Raw genomic sequence first — 18155 nt, 5'->3', positions numbered from 1 at the left:
ATGTCCGACATCCTGCAGAAAATCCTGGCTGTAAAGGCCGACGAAGTCGCCGCCGCGCGCAAGCGGCGCGACCTGCCCAGCCTGCGCGCCGAGGCCGAAAGCCTGCGCACCGAGGCCGGCTTCGCCCCGCGCGGATTCGAGCGCGCGCTGCGCGACAAGATCGCCGGCGGCCATGCCGGCGTGATCGCCGAGATCAAGAAGGCGTCGCCGTCCAAGGGCGTGCTGCGCGAGCAGTTCCTGCCCGAGGCCATCGCCGAGAGCTACGCCGCCCACGGCGCGGCCTGCCTGTCGGTGCTGACCGACGAGCATTTCTTCCAGGGGCACGCCGACTACCTGAAGCGCGCCCGCGGCGCCTGCCCGCTGCCGGCGCTGCGCAAGGATTTCATGGTCGACCTGTACCAGGTCTATGAAGCGCGCAGCTGGGGCGCCGACTGCATCCTGCTGATCGTCGCGGCGCTGGATCCGGGACTGATGGCCGAGCTGGAAGCCTGCGCGCACGAGCTCGGCATGGACGTGCTGGTGGAAGTCCATGGCGGCGACGAACTCGACGTGGCGCTGCGGCTGAAGACGCCGCTGCTGGGCGTGAACAACCGCAACCTGCGCACCTTCGAGGTCTCGCTGGACAACACCCTCGAGCTGCTGCCGCGCATGCCGGCCGACAAGCTGGTGGTGACCGAGTCTGGCATCCTCGGCCCCGCGGACGTGCAGCGCATGCGCGAGGCGGATGTGCATGCCTTCCTCGTCGGCGAGGCGTTCATGCGGGCGAAGGATCCGGGAGTGGAGCTGGCGCGGTTGTTTGGGTGATTTCCCCCATGCCCCAGGAAATCGAACTCAAACTCGCCGTCCCCGACGCCGCCCTGGCCCCGCTGGCCGCCTGGCTCGACGCCAACGGCCAGCCGCAAGGCGAAGCCACGCTGCTCAACGTCTACCTCGACACGCCCCGGCACGACCTGGCGCGGGCGCGCGCCGCGCTGCGCCTGCGCCGCAAGGGCGCACAGTGGCTGCAAACGCTGAAGACCGCCGGCAACAGCCAGGGCGGCCTGGCCACGCGGCATGAGTGGGAGACCGCCGTGGCCGGCGACGCCATCGAGCTGCAGGCCTTTCCCGCCGAGGCGCAAGCCGTGCTGGCGCCGCTGATCGGCAGCCTGGCGCCGGTGTTCCGCACCGACTTCATCCGCCGCAGCTGGATCGTCACGCAGGACGGCGCACGGATCGAGGTCGCGCTCGACACCGGCACCATCACCGCACCGGCCAGTGCCGCGCAGGAGCGCATCCGGGAACTCGAACTGGAATGGCTCGATGGCGATGCCGCGCACGCGGCCGATGCGCTGCGAGCCTTCGCCGCGCGGCTTGCCGCCGTGGCGGCACTGGCGCCGTCGGACCTGAGCAAGGCGGCGCGCGGCTACCGCCTGGCCGGAATCGCCGAGGGCAAGGCGTCATAATCGCGGTTTTCCCGCCGCGCATTTCCCGCATGCAAGCCGATCTCTTTGCCGCCGAAGCGCCCCGCGCCCCCGGCGAACCCTCTCCCGCCGCCAGCCTGCAAGCGCAGGCCGATGCCCTGCCCGCCGCCTGGCGCGCCTTGCTCGATCCCTGCATCGCCGTCCCGGCGTGGCGCGAGCTGGCCGCCTTTGTCGATGGCGAACGCGCCGCCGGCAAGCCGGTGTTCCCGCACCATGTCTTCCACGCGCTGCACCTGACGCCGCCCGATGCGGTCAAGGTCGTGATCCTGGGCCAGGACCCTTACCACGGCACCGGCACCGTCGGCGGCGTCGAGCTGCCGCAGGCGCACGGGCTCGCCTTCTCGGTGCCGGCAGGCATCAAAGTGCCGCCCAGCCTGCGCAACATCTTCAAGGAAATCGCCGCCGAATTCGGCGCCGACGGCAACTGCCCGCCGCGCACCTCCGGCAACCTGGAAGGCTGGGCGCGCCAGGGCGTGCTGCTGCTCAATACCGTGCTGACGGTCGAGCAGGGCCAGGCCGCCAGCCATGCCCGGCGCGGCTGGGAAGCGGTCACCGATTGCCTGATCCAGCACCTCGCCGCCAGCCAGCCCAACCTGGTGTTCCTGCTGTGGGGCAGCCATGCGCAGGCCAAGAAGCCGCTGCTGGGCGCGGGCCACTGCGTGCTGGAAGCGCCGCACCCGTCGCCGTTGTCGGCGCACCGGGGCTTCCTCGGCTGCGGCCACTTCCGCGAAGCCAACCGCTGGCTCGAAGCCCACGGCCGCACGGCGATCGACTGGACCGCGGCCTAGCGCAGCGGGGCCGCTAGACCGTCGGCCGGAACTCGAAGCCGGCAAACTCCCCTTCCCCGCGCCCGACTTCGACGAAGCTTACCTGCGCCGCCGGCGGGCCGGTCTCCATCCACGCTTGCAGCGCTTCCAGCTGTTTGACCGTGCCGTGCGCCATCACCTCGACGGTGCCGTCGGCGCGGTTGCGCACCCAGCCGCCCAGGCCGAGTTCGTCCGCCGCGTCGGCACAGGCGGCGCGATAGCCCACGCCCTGCACGCGCCCGTGCGCGACTAGGCGCCAGGTTGCCTTGTTCATGGTGGGTTCCCCGTGAGCGCACGCGACGCGTGCGCGTTGTGTCATCGACACCAGGTAAACTAGACCGCCATGCCGGGCGTTACCAGTGGATGCGCGCCGCCCGGCGTGATCAGCATGAAGCCGGCGGCATGCGGGCTTTGCCGTTGTCCGCCGGGGCCGCGAAGCCGGGGCAGGCCACAAGCCTTCGCCCTGCAAGCTCGACACAGCCCCACACAGTCCGACAGGCGCCCATGATGCCACCCGCCGACCGCAACGCGGCCCAGCCCGCCCCTGGCTTCGACAGCCAGCTGCTGCGCGCCCCGCCCAACCGCTTCGACCTGGCGCTGCTGCCGATCATCCTGGCCGTGATCGTGATGATCGCGTTCGCCGCGCAGCAGATGAATGCTCCGTTCCGGCCCGACCAGCCTCTGGCGGTGCACCTGGACGTGGCTTACCTGCCCTATTACCTGATGCGCACCAGCATCCGCATGCTGGCCGCGCTGGCGGCGTCGCTGCTGTTCTCGCTGGCGTTTGCCGCGCTGGCGTCCAAGAGCCGGAGCGCCGAGAAGGTGTTGGTGCCGGCGCTGGACATCCTGCAGTCGATCCCGGTGCTGGGCTTCCTGTCGATCACCGTGACCGGCTTCATCGCCCTCTTTCCCGGCAACCTGGCGGGGGTGGAGTGCGCGGCGATCTTTGCCATCTTCACGTCGCAGGCCTGGAATATGGCCTTCAGCCTGTACCAGTCGTTCCGCACCATTCCGGGCGACCTGCTCGAGGCCGCGGCCATGTTCCGGCTGTCGGCGTGGCAGCGCTTCTGGCGGCTGGAAGTCCCGTACGCCATGCCGGGGCTGCTGTGGAACATGATGATGTCGATGTCGGGCGGCTGGTTCTTCGTGGTCGCCTCCGAGGCCATCTCGGTGTCGGGCCACGATATCCGGCTGCCCGGCATCGGCTCCTATATCGCACTGGCGATCCAGCAGCAGGACCTGGCCGCGATCGGCTGGGCCATCGTGGCGATGCTGGTGGGCATCCTGCTGTACGACCAGTTGCTGTTCCGCCCGCTGGTGGCCTGGGCCGACCGCTTCCGCTTCGAGACCCTGGCGCAGGTCAAGCTGCCGCAGTCCTGGCTGCTGGACCTGCTGCGCCGCTCGGCGTGGGTGGGCGCGCTGCTGGCGCAGGCGGCGGCGCTGGCCGCGCGCACGCTGGCGTGGGGCGCGCACACGCGCACGCCGGCACCAGCCCGACCGGCCGATCCACGCCGGGCGCTATGGCTGGGCCGCGCGCGCGACGCCGTGATCGTGCTGGTGGCGCTGGCCGCGCTGCTGCGCGTCGGCTATTTCGTCCACAGCGAAGTCGGCTGGGCCGAAGTCGTCCATGTGCTGTGGCTGGGCACGCTGACCATGCTGCGGGTGATCGTGCTGATTGCGCTGGCGGCGCTGGTATGGGTGCCGATCGGCATCCGCATCGGCCTGAACCCGGACCTGGCGCGCATCGCGCAACCGATCGCGCAGTTCCTGGCCGCGTTCCCGGCCAACCTGATGTTTCCGCTGGCGGTGATGCTGATCGTGCGCTTCGGGCTGAATCCGGAGATCTGGCTGAGCCCGCTGCTGATCTTCGGCACCCAGTGGTACATCCTGTTCAACGTGATCGCGGGGGCCTCGGGCATTCCCACCGAGCTCAAGCTGGCCGCGCGCAACTTCGGCCTGCGCGGCTGGCTGCTGTGGAGACGCTTCCTGATTCCGGCGGTGTTCCCGAGCCTGCTGACCGGCCTGGTCACGGCCGCGGGCGGCTCGTGGAATGCCAGCATCGTGTCCGAATACGTGACCTGGGGCGACCGCACCATCGTCGCCACCGGGCTCGGCAGCTACATCGCCGAGACCACCGCGCGCGGCGACTTCCCGCGCATTGCGTTGGGCATCGGCGTGATGGCGCTGTTCGTGGTGGGCTTCAACCGGCTGTTGTGGAACCGCCTGTACCAACTCGCGCAGGAGCGCACCCGCCTGTAAGGCAAGGCAACGATGGCAGAGAACATTGCACCCCCCACCGCCGCGGCCGTGATCGAACTACGTGGCGTCGGCAAGATCTTCCGCACCGCCAGCCAGAGCGACCGCGCCGTGCTCGAAGGCGTGGACCTGACCCTGCGCGAGGGCGAGATCGTCGCCATGCTGGGTAAGTCCGGCTCGGGCAAGTCCACGCTGCTGCGCATCATGGCGGGGCTGGTCGGCGCCGACCGCGGCGAGGTGCGCTTTCGCGGCCAGCGCCTGGCCGGCACCGCCGAAGGCATCGCCATGGTGTTCCAGTCGTTCGCGCTGTTCCCATGGCTGACGGTGCAGCAGAACGTCGAGCTGGGGCTGGAGGCGCAGGGCGTGCCCCGGGCCGAGCGCGAGCGCCGCGCCGAGGCCGCGATCGACATGATCGGCCTGGCCGGCTTCAACAGCGCGCTGCCGCGCGAGCTGTCGGGCGGCATGCGCCAGCGCGTGGGCATCGCGCGCGCGCTGGTGACCGAGCCCGACCTGCTGCTGATGGACGAAGCGTTCTCGGCGCTTGACGTGCTGACCGGCGAGACCCTGCGCGACGAGATGCTGGCGCTGTGGCAAAGCGGGCGCGCCAATATCAGGAGCATCCTGATCGTTTCGCACAATATCGAGGAAGCGGTGATGATGGCCGACCGCATCGTGATCCTGTCGAGCGACCCCGGCCGCATCCGCGCCGAAGTACCGGTGGCGCTGCCGCGTCCGCGCAACCGCGACAGTGCGCAGGTGCGCGCGCTGGTCGACCAGATCTACGCGCTGATGACGGCCCCGGCGGCCGAAGCGCGCCTGCCCGCGCCCGCGCGCGAGATCGGCTACCGGCTGCCGGACGCCGACATCAGCCAGATGGAAGCCATCCTCGACCTGCTGTGCGAAGCCCCGTTCCAGGGCCGCGCCGACCTGCCGCACCTTGCCGACGAGGCCGGCCTGACCGACGACGAGCTGCTGCCGGCGTGCGAAGCGTTGCAGCTGGTGCAATTGGTGTCGATCGAGGCCGGCGACATCACCGCCACCGACGCCGGCCGCGCCTACTACGCCGCCGGGCCGCAGCAGCGCAAGGCCATCTTCGGCCGGCAATTGCTCGCCAACATCGCGCTGGCCGCGCATGTGCGGCGCGAACTGCTGGCGAGCGAAAGCGGGGAGATCGGCGAGGAACAGGTGCTCGGGGAACTGGAGCAGTTCCTCAAGCCGGCGGAGGCCGAACGCGTGCTGAGCGTGGCGATCGGATGGGGGCGGTATGGGGAGATTTTTGAGTACCGCTATAACAGCGGGGTGCTGACGTTGCCGGAGGATGAGGGGGCGGCGGAGCGCGGCGCTTAACGTCGCGCCGAGCTTGCCCCCTTCTCCCGCCCGCGGGAGAGGGGTTGGGGGAGAGGGCCGGCGCTGGCCAGGGCGACGGCGTTCACTTCGTGGGGGCTCCTGCCCTCTCCCCCGCCCCTCTCCCGCAAGCGGGAGAGGGGAGAAACCCCGCGCTCTACGACCGCGCCCGCATCGCCCTGCCAATCGCTCCCGTCCGCAGCGCGATCTTGGCCGCATCCTCGCGCAGCGCGCGCAGCCGGCGCTCCAGCACCGCGTTGGCGGCGCGGCCGGTGGAGCTTGAGGTCGCCCCTGCCTGTTCGCTCGACTCGCCCGCCGCGGCGGCCTGCACCAGCGTGTCGGTGCGGCGCTTGTCGGCGGAGTCCGCCAGCCGGGCGCGGCGTTCCGCGGCGGCGTCTTCCTCGGCTTCGGGCGTGACGGTTGCCGCGACCGCTTCAGGGGCCGCTTCGGGGGCCGCTTCAGGGACCGCTTCAGCCGCCGCCTCGACAACAACTGCCGCCGGCGCTTTGGCGCTGCGGATAAAGCCGGCGCCGCGGCCGCCGCCGCGCTCGTCGGCGTGCAGCCGTTCGCTGGCCACCTGCAGGCTGTGGCTGGCGGCCTCGGTGGCCTGCTCGATCGCGGCCTCGGCGGCCGGGAGATCGAGTTCCTCGTAGTGCTGCCGCACCTGGATGCGTGCCGCGGCCACGTGCGCGGCGACCAGGTAGTTCTGCACGATGAAGCGGTTCAGGTTGTCGACCGCGCGGTGCCGGCTCCTGGGCTCGTCCAGCATGCGCTGGAACGACGAGATCAGCGCCGACAGGTTGTCCATGAACTGCTTGCGCTGCACGCGGTAGGCAAAGTCATCCTTGGCCCGGCGCAGCAGCAGGTCGCGCGTGGCGGCGATATAGCGCCGGTTGGCCTGCAGCACGGCCTCGACCAGCTTGGGGATGGCACGGTACTCCCAACTCGGCAGCACGAAGCTGAACAGCGACGCGATGATGCCGCCGATGACCGTATCCACCAGCCGCTCGCCCGCCACGGTGGGACTGTTGGGCATCAGCAGGTGGATCTGGATCAGCACCTGGATGCAGGCGGCGATCGCGGTGTAGCGGTACTTGATGGTGACGAAGGCGGCGCTGGCCACCAGCGACAGGAACAGCACGCCGAGCAGGATCAGCGGCTGGTGCACCACCTTCAGGATCGCGACCGAGACCACGCAGCCGATCAGCGTGCCGATCACGCGGTCGTTGTAGCGCTGCTTGGTCATGCTGAAGTTTGGCTTCAGGATCACGATGATGGTCAGCAGGATCCAGTAGCTGTGCGACACGTAAGGCAGGCGCTCGGCAATCCACAGGCCCAGCGCCACCGCCATCGACACCCGCAGCGCAAAGCGGAACGCCGGCGAGGTCCACTTCAGGTTGTCGCGCAGCACGCTCAGCTCGTACTTCTGGCGCGTCAGGAACGGCGTCATGTCGGAGCCGGGCAGCACCTTGGCTGGCTCCACCGGGGTGCGCGAAGCCTCGTGCAGCTGGCCGATCAGCGTGATCGCGCCGCGCATCATGTCGAGGGTCTCGACCAGCGCCGTCATCGCCGCGGGGTTGATATGGTGGTGGCGCAGCTGCGCGATCTCGGCCTCGACCGCGCGCAGGCCCTGGCGGTATTCCACCGTGGCGTACGAGCCGCGCCCGCGCGTGACCTCGTAGGCAATCTCTTCGACGTCCTTGCACATCTGCATCACCAGCCCGCGCAGGTGGTCCAGCACCGGCGTGCCGGCGAAGGTCTGGCGCAGCATCGGATAGTCGGTGTTGGTCGACAGGATGTACTCGTACAGGTCGAGCATGCGCAGGTGCACCTGCACCAGCAGCCCGTCGTGCGGGGTGCGGTTGCCGCGCAGCACCAGGTCGCGCGCGGCCTGCTGGCGCTCGGCCACCACGATCTGCTGTCGCACCAGCTGGTTGAACTGGGCCTCGAAGTCGTTGCCGGCGTCGTAGAAGCCGGCCTTGATCTCGAGATAGCCCGCCAGCTCGTACAGCGATTCGGCCAGCACCTGTTGCCGGGTCCGGCGCTCGGTGATCCAGCTCACCAGCATCGCGTAACCAAGGTAGGCCACCGCGCCGACGCTGAACAGCGCCGCATGCTCCAGCGCGCGCCGCACCAGGAAGTCTTCGTTGATGGTGAGCGTCATCACGAACAGCGCGGCGAACTGCAGCGGCAGCGTCTTGTTGCCGTACACCGTCATCATGCCGGCCATGAACGTCACCAGCACCAGCAGGAACGGCATCACGCGCGGGAACGGCGTCGCCAGCGCCACCACCAGCGTGACCACGCTGCACAGCAGCACGCTGGCCAGCATCTCGTTGAACTTGTGGTTCAGCGGGCTGGGCAGGTCCATCAGGCTGGTGCACAGCGCGCCCATCGATACCACCATCGCGGTGGGCAGGTCGCTGAAATGCAGCGCGATCAGCGTCGCGCCGATCACTCCCGTGGCCGAGCGCAGCCCGCGGTACACATAGTGCGAATACAGGAAGGTGCGGGGATCGTGCGCGTATTGCATGCAGCGGGGGCGATGGACTGCGGTGACGTGGTCTGGTGTCGCGGCGAAAGCAGGCTAGCTCACTGGCCCAGCCAGCGCGAGCGCGCCGCATGCCGCCCGCCTTCCGCCTTGAGCTTGAACTGCGCCGCCGGCTCGCGCGCCAGCGTCACCGGCAGCGCCTGCAGCTCGTCGCGGCGGAAGGCGTGCAGCTCGATGCGGTCGCCGGTGCGGTAGCGTGCCAGCAGCTTGTCGAGCTGGCCCGGCGCCACGCGCACGCCGTCGACGGCGACCAGCAGGTCGCCGGCGGACAGGCCCGCGGCCTGCGCGGCGCCGCCGTCGAGCACCTGGGTCACGCGCACCCAGCCGTCCTCGGTCTTGACCTTGATCCCCAGCGCCGCGGTGCGCGCCGGCTTCTGCGCCTCGGCCTTGATCCCGAACGCCTTGAACAGCGACGGCAGCGGCAGTTCTCCGGTGCCTTCGGTCAGCGCGCGCAGCAGCGGCCCCAGGCGCAGGCCAGTGACTTCATCGAACAGCGCATGGACCTCGGCCTCGGTGACGCCGCGCTGCACCGCGTCCGGGGCGTAGAAGCCGCGGCCGTAGGCGCGCCACAGCGCGCGCATGACATCGTCGAGCGAGCGCCGCCCGCGGGTCTTGTCGCGGATGGTCAGGTCCAGCGCCAGCGCCACCAGCGCGCCCTTGGTGTAATAGCTGACGATGGCGTTGGGCGCGTTCTCGTCCTGGCGGTAGTACTTGGTCCAGGCATCGAACGAGCTCTCGGCCACGCTTTGCTTGGTGCGCCCATTGCCGCGCAGCACGCCGTTCCAGGTCTTGGCCAGCATCTCGACATACTGCGCCTCGGTGACGCAGCCCGAGCGCACCAGCACCAGGTCGTCGTAGTAGCTGGTAAAACCCTCGAACAGCCACAGCAGCGGGGTGTAGGTTTCCTGCGCCAGGCGGTACGGCACGAATGCGGCCGGCTTGATGCGCTTGACGTGCCAGGTGTGGAAATACTCGTGGCTGCACAGCCCGAGGAAGGTGCGGTAGCCCTCGCTGGTTTCGTTGTTGCCGCGCACCGGCAGGTCGTTGCGCGAGCAGATCAGCGCGGTGCTGGCGCGATGCTCCAGGCCGCCGTAGCCGTCGCTGGTGACCATGGTCATGAACACGTAGCGCCGGTTGCTGTCGAGGAACGGCGCCTGCGCGGTGCGCGGCTCGAACAGCCGGATCTGGGTTTCGCAGATGCGCTTCAGGTCGCGACACACGCGCTCGAGGTCCAGCTGCGGCACGCGGCCGGTGAAGACCACGTCGTGCTGCGCGCCGCAGGCGCGGAAGCTGGCCAGCTGGAAGGTGCCCATCTCGACCGGGTGGTCGACCAGCTCGTCGTAATCGGCCACCTGGTAGCGGCCGAAGCCGTAGCGCTTCGCGCCGTCGCGGCCGGGCGCCTCGCGCATGGCGGTGGCCACGCGCCAGTCGCGGTAGGCCTCGCCCGCGGGGGCATGGATGTCGACCGTGCAGGGGCGCTCGGCCTGCCCTTCCACGCACAGGAACACCGAGCTGCCGTTGAAGAAGCCATGGGTGGTGTCCAGATGCGCGGCGCGCACCGACAGGTCCCAGGCGTAGACCTCGTAGCTGAGCGTCAGCGGGCCGTCGGCCAGGGTGACCGGCGCGGCCTGCCAGCGCTGCTTGTCGAGTTTGCTCAAGGCGATCTCGCGCCCGCCCACGTCGGCGCGGATACGCACGATATTGCGCGCGAAGTCCCGGATCATGTAGCTGCCGGGAATCCACGCCGGCAGCGAGAAACACTGCCCGGCCGGATCGGGCTCGCTCACGGTGACGGTAACGGCAAACAGGTGCGCTTCAGGCTGAAGCGGGGCGATGGCGTAGCGGATCGGCGTCATGGGCAGGATTGTAACGTCGGCGCTGCATGCAGCGCCGACGCGGGAAGGCGCGGTGAGACGGCCTGATGCCGCTCAGGCGCGATTCACATCGACCACCACGCGCCCGCGCATGGCGCCTTCCATGATCTTGCGGCCGGCGTCGATGGCTTCGCCGAGGCCGATCTCGCGCGTCAGCGCATTGAGCCGGTCCAGTTCCAGGTCGCTGGCCAGGCGTTGCCAGGCCTGTTCGCGCAGCGGCATCGCCGCCATCACGCTGTCGATGCCGTGCAGCGTGATGCCGCGCAGGATGAAGGGCGCGACCGAGCCGGGGAAATCCAGCCCCTGCGCCAGCCCGCATGCCGTCACCACGCCGCCGTAGCGCAGCTGCGCGCAGGCATTGACGAGCGTGTGCGAGCCGACCGAATCGATCACCGCGGCCCAGCGTTCCTTCTGCAGCGGCTTGCCGGGCGCGCCCAGCTCGGCGCGGTCGATCACGTCGTCGGCGCCGAGCGCCTTCAGGAAATCCGCCTCGCGCGTCTTGCCGGTCGAAGCCACCACCTGGTAGCCCAGCTTGCTCAGCAGCGCGATCGCCACCGAACCCACACCGCCCGAGGCCCCGGTTACCAGCACCTCGCCGTCGCCGGGGCGCACCGGACCGTTGACGCCGCCTCGCTCCAGCGCCAGCACCGACAGCATCGCGGTATAACCCGCGGTGCCGATCGCCATGGCCTGGCGTGTGGTGAAGGCGGCGGGCAGCGACACCAGCCAGTCGCCCTTCAGGCGCGCGCGCTGCGCCAGGCAGCCCCAGTGAGTCTCGCCCACGCCGTAGCCGTTCAGCACCACCTTGTCGCCGGCCTTCCAGCGCGGATGCGCGGACTCGAGCACCGTGCCGGCACCGTCGATGCCCGCGACCATCGGCCATTTGCGCACCACCGGCGAGCGCCCCGTGATGGCCAGGCCGTCCTTGAAATTGATGGTGGAGTAATCGACGGCAACTAGCACGTCGCCATCGGCCGGCAACTGGGCTTCGTCGAGGGTGGCCAGGTTGGCCTGGGTGGCGCCGTCGGCCTGGGTCAGCAGCACTGCCTGGAAAGTCATGGTGTCTCCTTGGTCGCCTGGCGGCGATCGCTTGCAATGATGGGAAAGGCAGAAAGCACAACGGCCGGACAGGTCCGGCGCGCGCTTATTTCTTGATGCTGGCGAGCTTGCGCTCCAGCGTGGCGACGTCCGCCGCGCCGGGGATGCGGGTGCCGTCGGTGAAGAACACCGCCGGAGTGCCGGTCACGTTCATGCTGTGGCCCAGGGCCAGGTTCTCTTCCAGCGGGGTCTTGCAGCTGCCGTTGCCGGTCAGCGCCACCTGCTTGAGCATCCAGTCGCGCCAGGCCTTGGTGCGGTCCGCCGCGCACCAGACCTGTTTGGACTTGGTCTCGGAATCCGGCGACAGCACCGGGTACAGGAAGGTGTACACGGTGATGTTGTCCATCTGCTGGAAGGTCTGCTCGATGCGCTTGCAGTAACCGCAATTGGGATCGGAGAACACCGCCACCTGGCGGCTGCCATCGCCCTTGGTCCACTTGATCGCGCGCGCCAGCGGCAGGTCCGACCACTTGATGCGGTTGATCTCCGCCAGCCGCTCCTCGGTCAGGTTGGTGCCGGTGCGGGTATCGATCATCTCGCCGTTCAGGATGTAGCGTCCGGTGGCGTCGGTGTACACCACCTGGCCGCCGATATTGGCTTCGAACAGGCCGGGCACCGGGGTCTTGCCGACGCTCTTCACTTCGGCGCGGCCGCCCAGCATCTTCTGCAGCGACTCCTTGATGCGGTCGGTGCCGGGCTCGCCCGCCGCCATGGCATGCAGCGCGAAGCCGGCCGCGGCCAGGCCGCCGGCGATGGCGGTGATGGTGGCGTAGACGGCGGGACGGCGGCGCAGGGATGGGAACATGTTGACTCCAGGAATTCGGTGAGGGGGCGTATGGGGGAGCGTACGGGGCGGACAGTGCGTGCGAACCTAGCCGAGCGCGCGCCCGATCAGCATGCGCTTGAGCAGCGACTGGCCGCCGACCGCGCGCATGCCGGTATTGCGCACCACCCGCGCCACGCTGCCCGGCAGCGAGAACAGCCGGTGCAGCCCGTCGGTGGCGGCGGTCAGCGACAACAGGTCGGTGGCGCGCGCGCGCTCGTAGCGGCGCAGCAGGCGCAGGTCGCCCTCGCTGCGGAAAGGTTCTTTGTCGGCCATCACGCGGCCAAGTTCCGCCACGTCGCGCAGGCCCAGGTTCATGCCCTGGCCGGCGAGCGGATGCACCACGTGGGCGGCGTCGCCCACCAGCGCCACGTGCGGCTGCACGAACTGGTCGGCACGCTGCAGCACCAGCGGGAAGCCCTGCGCGGGGGTCACGCAGCGCAGCGTGCCGAACTGCGCGCCGACCGCGCCACTGGCGCCCTGCATCACGGTGGCGGCGAGCGCCTCCGGCGACAGTGCCAGCAGCTCGCGCGCGTGGGCCTCGTCGGCGGACCAGACCATCGATACATGGTTGCCCGGCAGCGGCAGCAGCGCCAGCACTTCGCCGTTGGCGGGCTCCTCGTCGGCCATCAGCTTTTCCGGCGCGCCCAGGAACCACTGCCACGCGGTTTCATGGTGCGGCCGCTCGCAGGCAAAGTTGGCGACCACGCCAAGCTGGCGGTACTTGCGGGTGCTGACGCCGATATGGCATTGCTGGCGCAGCCACGAGCGCGCGCCGTCGGCGCCGATCGCCAGCGCGGTGCGCACCTTGCTGCCGTTCTCCAGCGTCAGGGTGATGCCGTCGGGGTCGCGCTCGCACACGCCGGCGGTGCCGTCGTGCCACGTCACCTGGTGCTGGAAGCCGAGCGCGGTATCGAGCGCGCGCTCGACCAGCCGCGACTCGATGATCCACGCCAACTGCGGCACCGCCGCGGCATACGCGGAAAAATGCAGGTCGCCGTCGAAGCTGGGCGAGGTCTCGGCGGCGCTGACGTCGCCGAATACGCGCATGTCGCGCACCGGCTGGATCCGCGCCGGGTCCAGCGCCTCCCACACGCGCATGCGCTCCAGCAGCGCCTGCGAGCTGGCGGAGAAGGCGTAGATGCGGCTGTCCCAGTCGTCCGGCCCGGCGCTGGCCGCGGCGCGCGCCGGTTTCGGCGCGATCAGCGCGACGTCCATGCCCTGCTGGGCCAGCAGCAGCGCGCAGGACTTGCCGACGATGCCGCCACCGACGACGGCAACCTGGAAAGCGGAGGATTTGCGCGCGGCGGGTCGCGCGGACGCGTGGGATCGGGTCATGGCTGGATTATAGCCACGTCACTCCGGGGCCCATCCGCGCCAGGCGCGCATCCCCTCATCGGCGCTCCTTATAGCTGCACGTCATAAGCCTTAGAACAAAACAATAGGGGCGGCGCTTGCGCCCGCGGACACGCCCGGGCCTATATTGAAGCGAATATTTCTGGCCGGGGAACTCACCACCTGAAGGGAGGTGGAACAATGCTCAAACAATCACTATTGATTGCCGTCGTCACCGCAGGGGCCATGGGCACGGCATTCGGGGGTACCGGACTTCGCGACGTCTATACGGATGGTGCGAAGGTTTCGAAGTTCGATGTCTACACGGATGGCGCAAAGGCGTCGAAGTTTGATGTCTACACCGACGGCGCGCGCACGACCGGAACCCGCGACACGTTCACGGACGGCGCAAAAACCTCCGAGATGCGGGACCAGTTCACCGACGGCGCCTGATCGCCACCATCACGATCCGGCACCCGTCCACGATGCACGGCCAGGCTGACACCCTGGCCGTTTTGTTTGCCAGCGGGTCGCTGTTCCCCTGACACCGCTACGGCCCCCCAAAAGGTTACAATCGCGGTTTTCCGTGGCAAACGCGTGCAACCTCGCCGAGCCAGCGCGATGTGATGTCTTTGTCTCGTCCCGACGCAGTCCCAGGCGGTAACGCGCGATCCGCGCCCGCCACGGCGCTGCCGGCACTGGTGGCATCACGCAACCCCTTGATTCCGAAGACCACACCATGAGCCTCAAATGCGGCATCGTCGGCCTGCCCAATGTCGGCAAGTCCACGCTGTTCAATGCCCTGACCAAGGCCGGCATCGCCGCCGAAAACTATCCGTTCTGCACCATCGAGCCCAATGTGGGTGTGGTGGAAGTGCCGGATCCGAGGCTCGCGAAGCTGGCCGATATCGTCAAGCCGGAGCGCATCCTGCCGGCCACGGTCGAGTTCGTCGACATCGCCGGGCTGGTGGCGGGCGCCTCCAAGGGTGAGGGCCTGGGCAACCAGTTCCTGGCCAATATCCGCGAATGCGATGCCATCACCCACGTGGTGCGCTGCTTCGAGGACGACAACGTGATCCACGTGGCCGGCCGCGTGGACCCGCTGTCGGATATCGAGGTCATCAACACCGAACTGGCGCTGGCCGACCTGGCCACCGTCGAGAAAGCGCTGGCGCGCTACGTCAAGCCGGCCCGCGCCGGCGACAAGGAAGCCCAGCGCCTGGTTGCCGTGCTGGAAAAGGCCCAGTCCGTGCTGGACCAGGCCAAGGCCGTGCGCACGCTGGACCTGGCGCCGGAAGAGTGGGATGCGATCCGCCCGTTCTGCCTGATCACCGCCAAGCCGACCATGTACGTGGCCAACGTGCGTGAAGACGGCTTCGACAACAACCCGCACCTGGACGCGGTGCGCGAATACGCCAAGCAGACCGATTCCCCCGTGGTCGCCGTCTGCGCCGCCATCGAAGCCGAGATCGCCGACCTCGACGACGCCGACAAGGCCGAGTTCCTGGCCGACCTGGGCATGGAAGAGCCGGGCCTGGACCGCGTGATCCGCGCCGGCTTCAAGCTGCTGGGCCTGCAGACGTACTTCACTGCCGGGATCAAGGAAGTGCGCGCCTGGACCATCCACGTGGGCGACACCGCCCCCAAGGCCGCCGGCGTGATCCACACCGACTTCGAACGCGGCTTTATCCGCGCGCAGACCATCGCCTATGACGACTTCATCGCCTTCAAGGGCGAGACCGGCGCCAAGGAAGCCGGCAAGATGCGGGCGGAAGGGAAGGAGTATGTGGTGAAGGATGGGGATGTGATGAACTTCCTGTTCAACGTCTGATTGCCACCAGACCCATGAGAAAGCCCGCAGCGATGCGGGCTTTTTCACTGGTGCGGCGTACCTAACGCCCGCGTCACAGTTGCTCCATCCCCTTGCCGCGCAAGCCCACCAGCAGCGCCTGCCCGTCCGCGCCAACTCGGAATTCCCCATACTCGGCCTGCGCGAAGCGCTTGCCCTGCCCCTCCTGGAAGAAATACGCGTCGGTCGACACCTGCACCTGCATGCCGCCCCAGCGCGAGCGCGCGGTCTGGTAGCGCAGCAGCTGCTCGCCCGGCGCCAGCGGCTCGGCGCGGTGCACGCGCACGAAGCTGGCAACGCCCTGCGGGTCGCGCCGGATCACGGCGACGCCGTCGCGCGGGAGCTGCCGGTCCTGCGCCCGGGCGGCCCGGATCTGGTTGCCGATGTCGAAGTTCAGCGCCATGTAGTCGCCCTGCATCAGCGAGCGCGGATCGACCGGCGCGAGCTTGAGGAAGACGGTATCGCCGCGCGCCAGCAGGCGTTCCTTGCCGGCAATGCCGACGGCGGCCAGCGCCAGCGTCAGCGCCCAGGCGATCAGGATCCAGCGTTTCATGCGGCCTCCATCTGTGCGCGGCGCAGCAGCCAGTGGCGCCCGGCCAGCAGCAGCACGCCGGCCGCGGCGAGCGTGGCGGACTTGGCCAGCAAGGTCCAGTGCAGCGCCGAGTAGTACCAGATGAAGCCGATGGCGATGCTGGTAACGCCCAGCCCCAGCCACGGCATCGAGGCCCGGCGCAGCGCCAGCCCCAGCGCAAGCACGCCGGCCACCACCGCCGGCGCGGCCGCCATCAGGGCGCCGAACGCCACCAGTCCGCCGAGCACGGCGCCTTGCATCGCGGGGCCGAGCGTCAGGCGGCGGCATTCGGCCAGCGCGAAGCCGGCCAGCATCAGCGTGGTCAGACCACCCGCGGCCCAGTGCGCCAGCGGAATGCGCACTGCTTCCGGCCCCTCCAGCCAGGCCAGCGGATGGCTCATGCCGGTGACGACCAGCGCCGCCGCCAGCGTGAACAGCAGGGTCGCGTCGGCCAACGGTTCCAGCAGCGCATGGCGGCCGTCCGCGCACAGGCGCGCTTCGGCCAGCGTGAAACCGGCCGCCAGCGCGGCGCCGAGTGGCACCAGCCAGCCCAGTGACCACGTCAGCAGCAGCCAGTCGTCCGGCTTGCTGCCGGCGATGGCGAGATGCACCGCGCCGGCCAGCCCAATCCACGCGCCGAGCCCGCACAGCAGCCGATGCAGCCGGTTGGGCACCAGCCACGCCAGCGCGGCCTCGAACAGCGCCAGCGCGGCCCAGAAGCCGGCACTCTCGACCACGCGCGTGAAACCGAGCGCCTCGGTCAGGCCGAACACGGCCATGCCCTGCCCGCTCAGGCTGACCGCCAGCGCGAACTGCCCCGCGGCGATGCCGCCGCCGCGCCAGTACAGCAGCGCCGCCAGCGCAATCATGGCCAGCCCGGTGACGGCCATCGCCACGCCGTTCTCGCGCGCGGCGACGAAGACCGTGCCGACCAGGAAGAACTGGAAGAACAAGGCGCCGAGCCAGCCCGCCGCGCCCATCAGGCAGCGCACCGCCCACGGCGTATGGGGATGCGCGGGCGCCTCGCCCTGTACCTCGCCGCGTGCGGCGAGTTGTTGCCAGAGCCGTTGCTCGGTCTGCAGTACGTTGCTCATGCCTGCTCCAGCTGGCTGCGCCAGGCCCGCATCAGCCACGCGGCCGCGGCGGCGGCCAGGCCGATGGTCAGCAGGCCGAGCAACAGGAAAGCGCCGAAATCGTCCTTGCCCTCGAACAGCACCTTGGCGATCGCGGCCACGGCCAGCACGATGCCGGTCAGGCAGGCCAGGCTCAGCACCACGATGTCGAACACGTGCCAGCGGAACCACCAGACCAGCGCGGCCAGCGCCAGCACCGCCAGCGCGAAGGCGGCACCGTCGAAGTCGCTGCGCAGCACGCTGGCCAGCCCGAGCGAGCCGGCATGCAGGCAAGCCAGCGCCGCCAGCATGCGGCCGCCGGTCAGCCCGCGGAAGCCGAGCGACGGCGCCTTCGCGCACAGCAGCTGCCACAGCAACAGCTGCAGCGCCACCGCGCCCAGCAACGCCAGCGTGGCGGTGCGCACGTGGCGCGAATCGAACAGCAGCGAGAACACGCCGTCGACGCCGAAGCGCAGGCTGAAGTACCGCAGCAGCGCCAGGTTGCCGACCACGATCACCAGCCACCAGTGCGGCGCCGCGCGCGCCGCCAGCGCCCACGGCAGCGCCAGCAGCGCCCACAGCGCGAACAGCTGCCAGGGGTCGGCGCCGGTCTGGTAGGTCTGGCCGATCACCGCCAGCAGGACGCCCGCCACCACCTGCGCGCCGCCGAGCGCGGCCCGGCCGGCGGCATCGCCCGCGGCGCGTAGCCAGGCAAAGCCTCCCAGCAGCGTGATCGCGCCGGCCAGCAATCCAAACTTGGAAAACTTGTGCAGGTCCTGCCAGTTGAAGGCAAAGAACACGATCACGCCGGCGCACAGCAGCGCGGTGCCCAGCGCCATCAGCGCGGTGTCGAGCCAGCGGCGCCAGTCACCGGCGACCGGTTCGGTGCGCGCCCACGGCGCTGCGACCGCGGCCGGCGCCAGGCGGCCCAACGCGCGCCAGTGGGCCAGTGCCTGGCGGATGGCGCGCCGCTCGCCAACGGCTTCGCGGTCCGGGCCATTTGCTCCGATGCGGGTTGCTTGCATGCTCGCCCTTGCGTGCTGGAATGACGGCGACTTTAGCAAAGTGATACGTGG

General features: G+C 69.6%; 16 protein-coding genes. 7 read left to right on the top strand and 9 right to left on the bottom strand.

Going from position 1 to position 18155, the window contains the following annotated elements; all coding sequences use genetic code 11:
• Genes trpC through C7416_RS27290 form a run of 3 tightly spaced genes read left to right on the top strand, consistent with a single transcriptional unit; the run spans position 1 to position 2248 of the window.
• Entirely contained in the window at positions 1–804 is an 804-nt protein-coding gene (gene trpC / locus C7416_RS27300) for an indole-3-glycerol phosphate synthase TrpC (RefSeq protein WP_111521771.1), read from the top strand.
• An 8-nt stretch (positions 805–812) separates the two neighbouring features.
• A complete protein-coding gene (locus C7416_RS27295) occupies positions 813–1442 on the top strand; it encodes a CYTH domain-containing protein (protein WP_111521770.1) in 630 nt (209 codons plus the stop codon).
• Between the two features lie 29 nt (positions 1443–1471).
• Positions 1472–2248, top strand: a complete 777-nt coding sequence (locus tag C7416_RS27290; protein WP_111521769.1) for a uracil-DNA glycosylase — start codon at positions 1472–1474, stop codon at positions 2246–2248.
• 13 nt (positions 2249–2261) lie between these two features.
• Here the strand turns inward: C7416_RS27290 and C7416_RS27285 are convergent, their stop codons facing one another.
• Positions 2262–2540, bottom strand: coding sequence for an acylphosphatase (locus C7416_RS27285; protein ID WP_111521768.1), 279 nt, complete (start codon positions 2538–2540; stop codon positions 2262–2264).
• 230 nt (positions 2541–2770) lie between these two features.
• Here C7416_RS27285 and C7416_RS27280 point away from each other — a divergent pair, with 230 nt between their 5' ends.
• Both C7416_RS27280 and C7416_RS27275 read left to right on the top strand, forming a co-directional pair.
• Complete coding sequence (locus C7416_RS27280) at positions 2771–4525, top strand: ABC transporter permease (RefSeq protein WP_181461328.1); 1755 nt, start codon at positions 2771–2773, stop codon at positions 4523–4525.
• 12 nt (positions 4526–4537) lie between these two features.
• Entirely contained in the window at positions 4538–5869 is a 1332-nt protein-coding gene (locus C7416_RS27275) for an ABC transporter ATP-binding protein (protein WP_111521766.1), read from the top strand.
• A gap of 154 nt (positions 5870–6023) precedes the next feature.
• Here C7416_RS27275 and C7416_RS27270 read toward each other — a convergent pair whose 3' ends face one another.
• The 5 genes from C7416_RS27270 to C7416_RS27250 form a co-directional block, all read right to left on the bottom strand.
• On the bottom strand, positions 6024–8399 hold the full coding sequence (locus C7416_RS27270) for an FUSC family protein (protein WP_111521765.1): 2376 nt from the start codon (positions 8397–8399) through the stop codon (positions 6024–6026).
• A 59-nt stretch (positions 8400–8458) separates the two neighbouring features.
• Positions 8459–10273: a M61 family metallopeptidase gene (locus C7416_RS27265; RefSeq protein ID WP_111521764.1), complete on the bottom strand. Its 1815-nt coding sequence runs from the start codon at positions 10271–10273 to the stop codon at positions 8459–8461.
• A 72-nt stretch (positions 10274–10345) separates the two neighbouring features.
• A complete protein-coding gene (gene acuI / locus C7416_RS27260; RefSeq protein WP_111521763.1) occupies positions 10346–11350 on the bottom strand; it encodes an acrylyl-CoA reductase (NADPH) in 1005 nt (334 codons plus the stop codon).
• Positions 11351–11435: 85 nt separating this feature from the next.
• Positions 11436–12194, bottom strand: a complete 759-nt coding sequence (locus C7416_RS27255) for a DsbC family protein (protein ID WP_111521762.1) — start codon at positions 12192–12194, stop codon at positions 11436–11438.
• Positions 12195–12260: 66 nt separating this feature from the next.
• The gene (locus C7416_RS27250; protein ID WP_111521761.1) at positions 12261–13550 is read right to left on the bottom strand and encodes a UbiH/UbiF family hydroxylase; all 1290 of its coding nucleotides are present in this window, start codon (positions 13548–13550) and stop codon (positions 12261–12263) included.
• Positions 13551–13748: 198 nt separating this feature from the next.
• On the opposite strand from C7416_RS27250, the gene C7416_RS27245 reads away from it, so the two are divergent.
• Together C7416_RS27245 and ychF are read left to right on the top strand one after the other, a co-directional pair.
• The gene (locus tag C7416_RS27245; protein ID WP_111521760.1) at positions 13749–14000 is read left to right on the top strand and encodes a hypothetical protein; all 252 of its coding nucleotides are present in this window, start codon (positions 13749–13751) and stop codon (positions 13998–14000) included.
• A gap of 286 nt (positions 14001–14286) precedes the next feature.
• On the top strand, positions 14287–15378 hold the full coding sequence (gene ychF / locus C7416_RS27240) for a redox-regulated ATPase YchF (protein WP_111521759.1): 1092 nt from the start codon (positions 14287–14289) through the stop codon (positions 15376–15378).
• 73 nt (positions 15379–15451) lie between these two features.
• On the opposite strand, the gene C7416_RS27235 is transcribed toward ychF, so the two are convergent.
• From C7416_RS27235 to C7416_RS27225, 3 genes are read right to left on the bottom strand one after another with little or no spacing between them, the layout of a single operon-like run.
• Positions 15452–15949, bottom strand: a complete 498-nt coding sequence (locus C7416_RS27235) for a GDYXXLXY domain-containing protein (RefSeq protein WP_111521758.1) — start codon at positions 15947–15949, stop codon at positions 15452–15454.
• Positions 15946–17061, bottom strand: a complete 1116-nt coding sequence (locus C7416_RS27230) for a DUF4401 domain-containing protein (RefSeq protein WP_111521757.1) — start codon at positions 17059–17061, stop codon at positions 15946–15948. Before C7416_RS27230 ends, C7416_RS27235 begins: the two co-directional genes overlap by 4 nt.
• Entirely contained in the window at positions 17058–18104 is a 1047-nt protein-coding gene (locus tag C7416_RS27225) for a DUF2157 domain-containing protein (protein ID WP_111521756.1), read from the bottom strand. The genes C7416_RS27230 and C7416_RS27225 overlap by 4 nt, the downstream gene beginning before the upstream one ends.
• Positions 18105–18155: the final 51 nt, after the last annotated feature.

Origin of the sequence: Cupriavidus phytorum, assembly GCF_003254285.1 — a bacterium.
In the GTDB taxonomy this organism is placed as follows: domain Bacteria; phylum Pseudomonadota; class Gammaproteobacteria; order Burkholderiales; family Burkholderiaceae; genus Cupriavidus; species Cupriavidus phytorum.
The sequence above is the reverse complement of the archived record's forward strand: the minus strand, read 5'-3'. Positions and strand labels throughout refer to the sequence as shown.

Bases quoted from the DNA above. Each gene is read 5' to 3' on its own strand.
- C7416_RS27225 (WP_111521756.1), bottom strand. From the start codon at position 18,104: ATGCAAGCAACCCGCATCGGAGCAAATGGCCCGGACCGCGAAGCCGTT.
- C7416_RS27295 (WP_111521770.1), top strand. From the start codon at position 813: ATGCCCCAGGAAATCGAACTCAAACTCGCCGTCCCCGACGCCGCCCTG.
- C7416_RS27270 (WP_111521765.1), bottom strand. From the start codon at position 8,399: ATGCAATACGCGCACGATCCCCGCACCTTCCTGTATTCGCACTATGTG.
- ychF (WP_111521759.1), top strand. From the start codon at position 14,287: ATGAGCCTCAAATGCGGCATCGTCGGCCTGCCCAATGTCGGCAAGTCC.
- C7416_RS27290 (WP_111521769.1), top strand. From the start codon at position 1,472: ATGCAAGCCGATCTCTTTGCCGCCGAAGCGCCCCGCGCCCCCGGCGAA.
- C7416_RS27265 (WP_111521764.1), bottom strand. From the start codon at position 10,273: ATGACGCCGATCCGCTACGCCATCGCCCCGCTTCAGCCTGAAGCGCAC.
- acuI (WP_111521763.1), bottom strand. From the start codon at position 11,350: ATGACTTTCCAGGCAGTGCTGCTGACCCAGGCCGACGGCGCCACCCAG.
- C7416_RS27275 (WP_111521766.1), top strand. From the start codon at position 4,538: ATGGCAGAGAACATTGCACCCCCCACCGCCGCGGCCGTGATCGAACTA.
- C7416_RS27255 (WP_111521762.1), bottom strand. From the start codon at position 12,194: ATGTTCCCATCCCTGCGCCGCCGTCCCGCCGTCTACGCCACCATCACC.
- C7416_RS27280 (WP_181461328.1), top strand. From the start codon at position 2,771: ATGATGCCACCCGCCGACCGCAACGCGGCCCAGCCCGCCCCTGGCTTC.
- C7416_RS27250 (WP_111521761.1), bottom strand. From the start codon at position 13,550: ATGACCCGATCCCACGCGTCCGCGCGACCCGCCGCGCGCAAATCCTCC.
- trpC (WP_111521771.1), top strand. From the start codon at position 1: ATGTCCGACATCCTGCAGAAAATCCTGGCTGTAAAGGCCGACGAAGTC.
- C7416_RS27235 (WP_111521758.1), bottom strand. From the start codon at position 15,949: ATGAAACGCTGGATCCTGATCGCCTGGGCGCTGACGCTGGCGCTGGCC.
- C7416_RS27245 (WP_111521760.1), top strand. From the start codon at position 13,749: ATGCTCAAACAATCACTATTGATTGCCGTCGTCACCGCAGGGGCCATG.
- C7416_RS27285 (WP_111521768.1), bottom strand. From the start codon at position 2,540: ATGAACAAGGCAACCTGGCGCCTAGTCGCGCACGGGCGCGTGCAGGGC.
- C7416_RS27230 (WP_111521757.1), bottom strand. From the start codon at position 17,061: ATGAGCAACGTACTGCAGACCGAGCAACGGCTCTGGCAACAACTCGCC.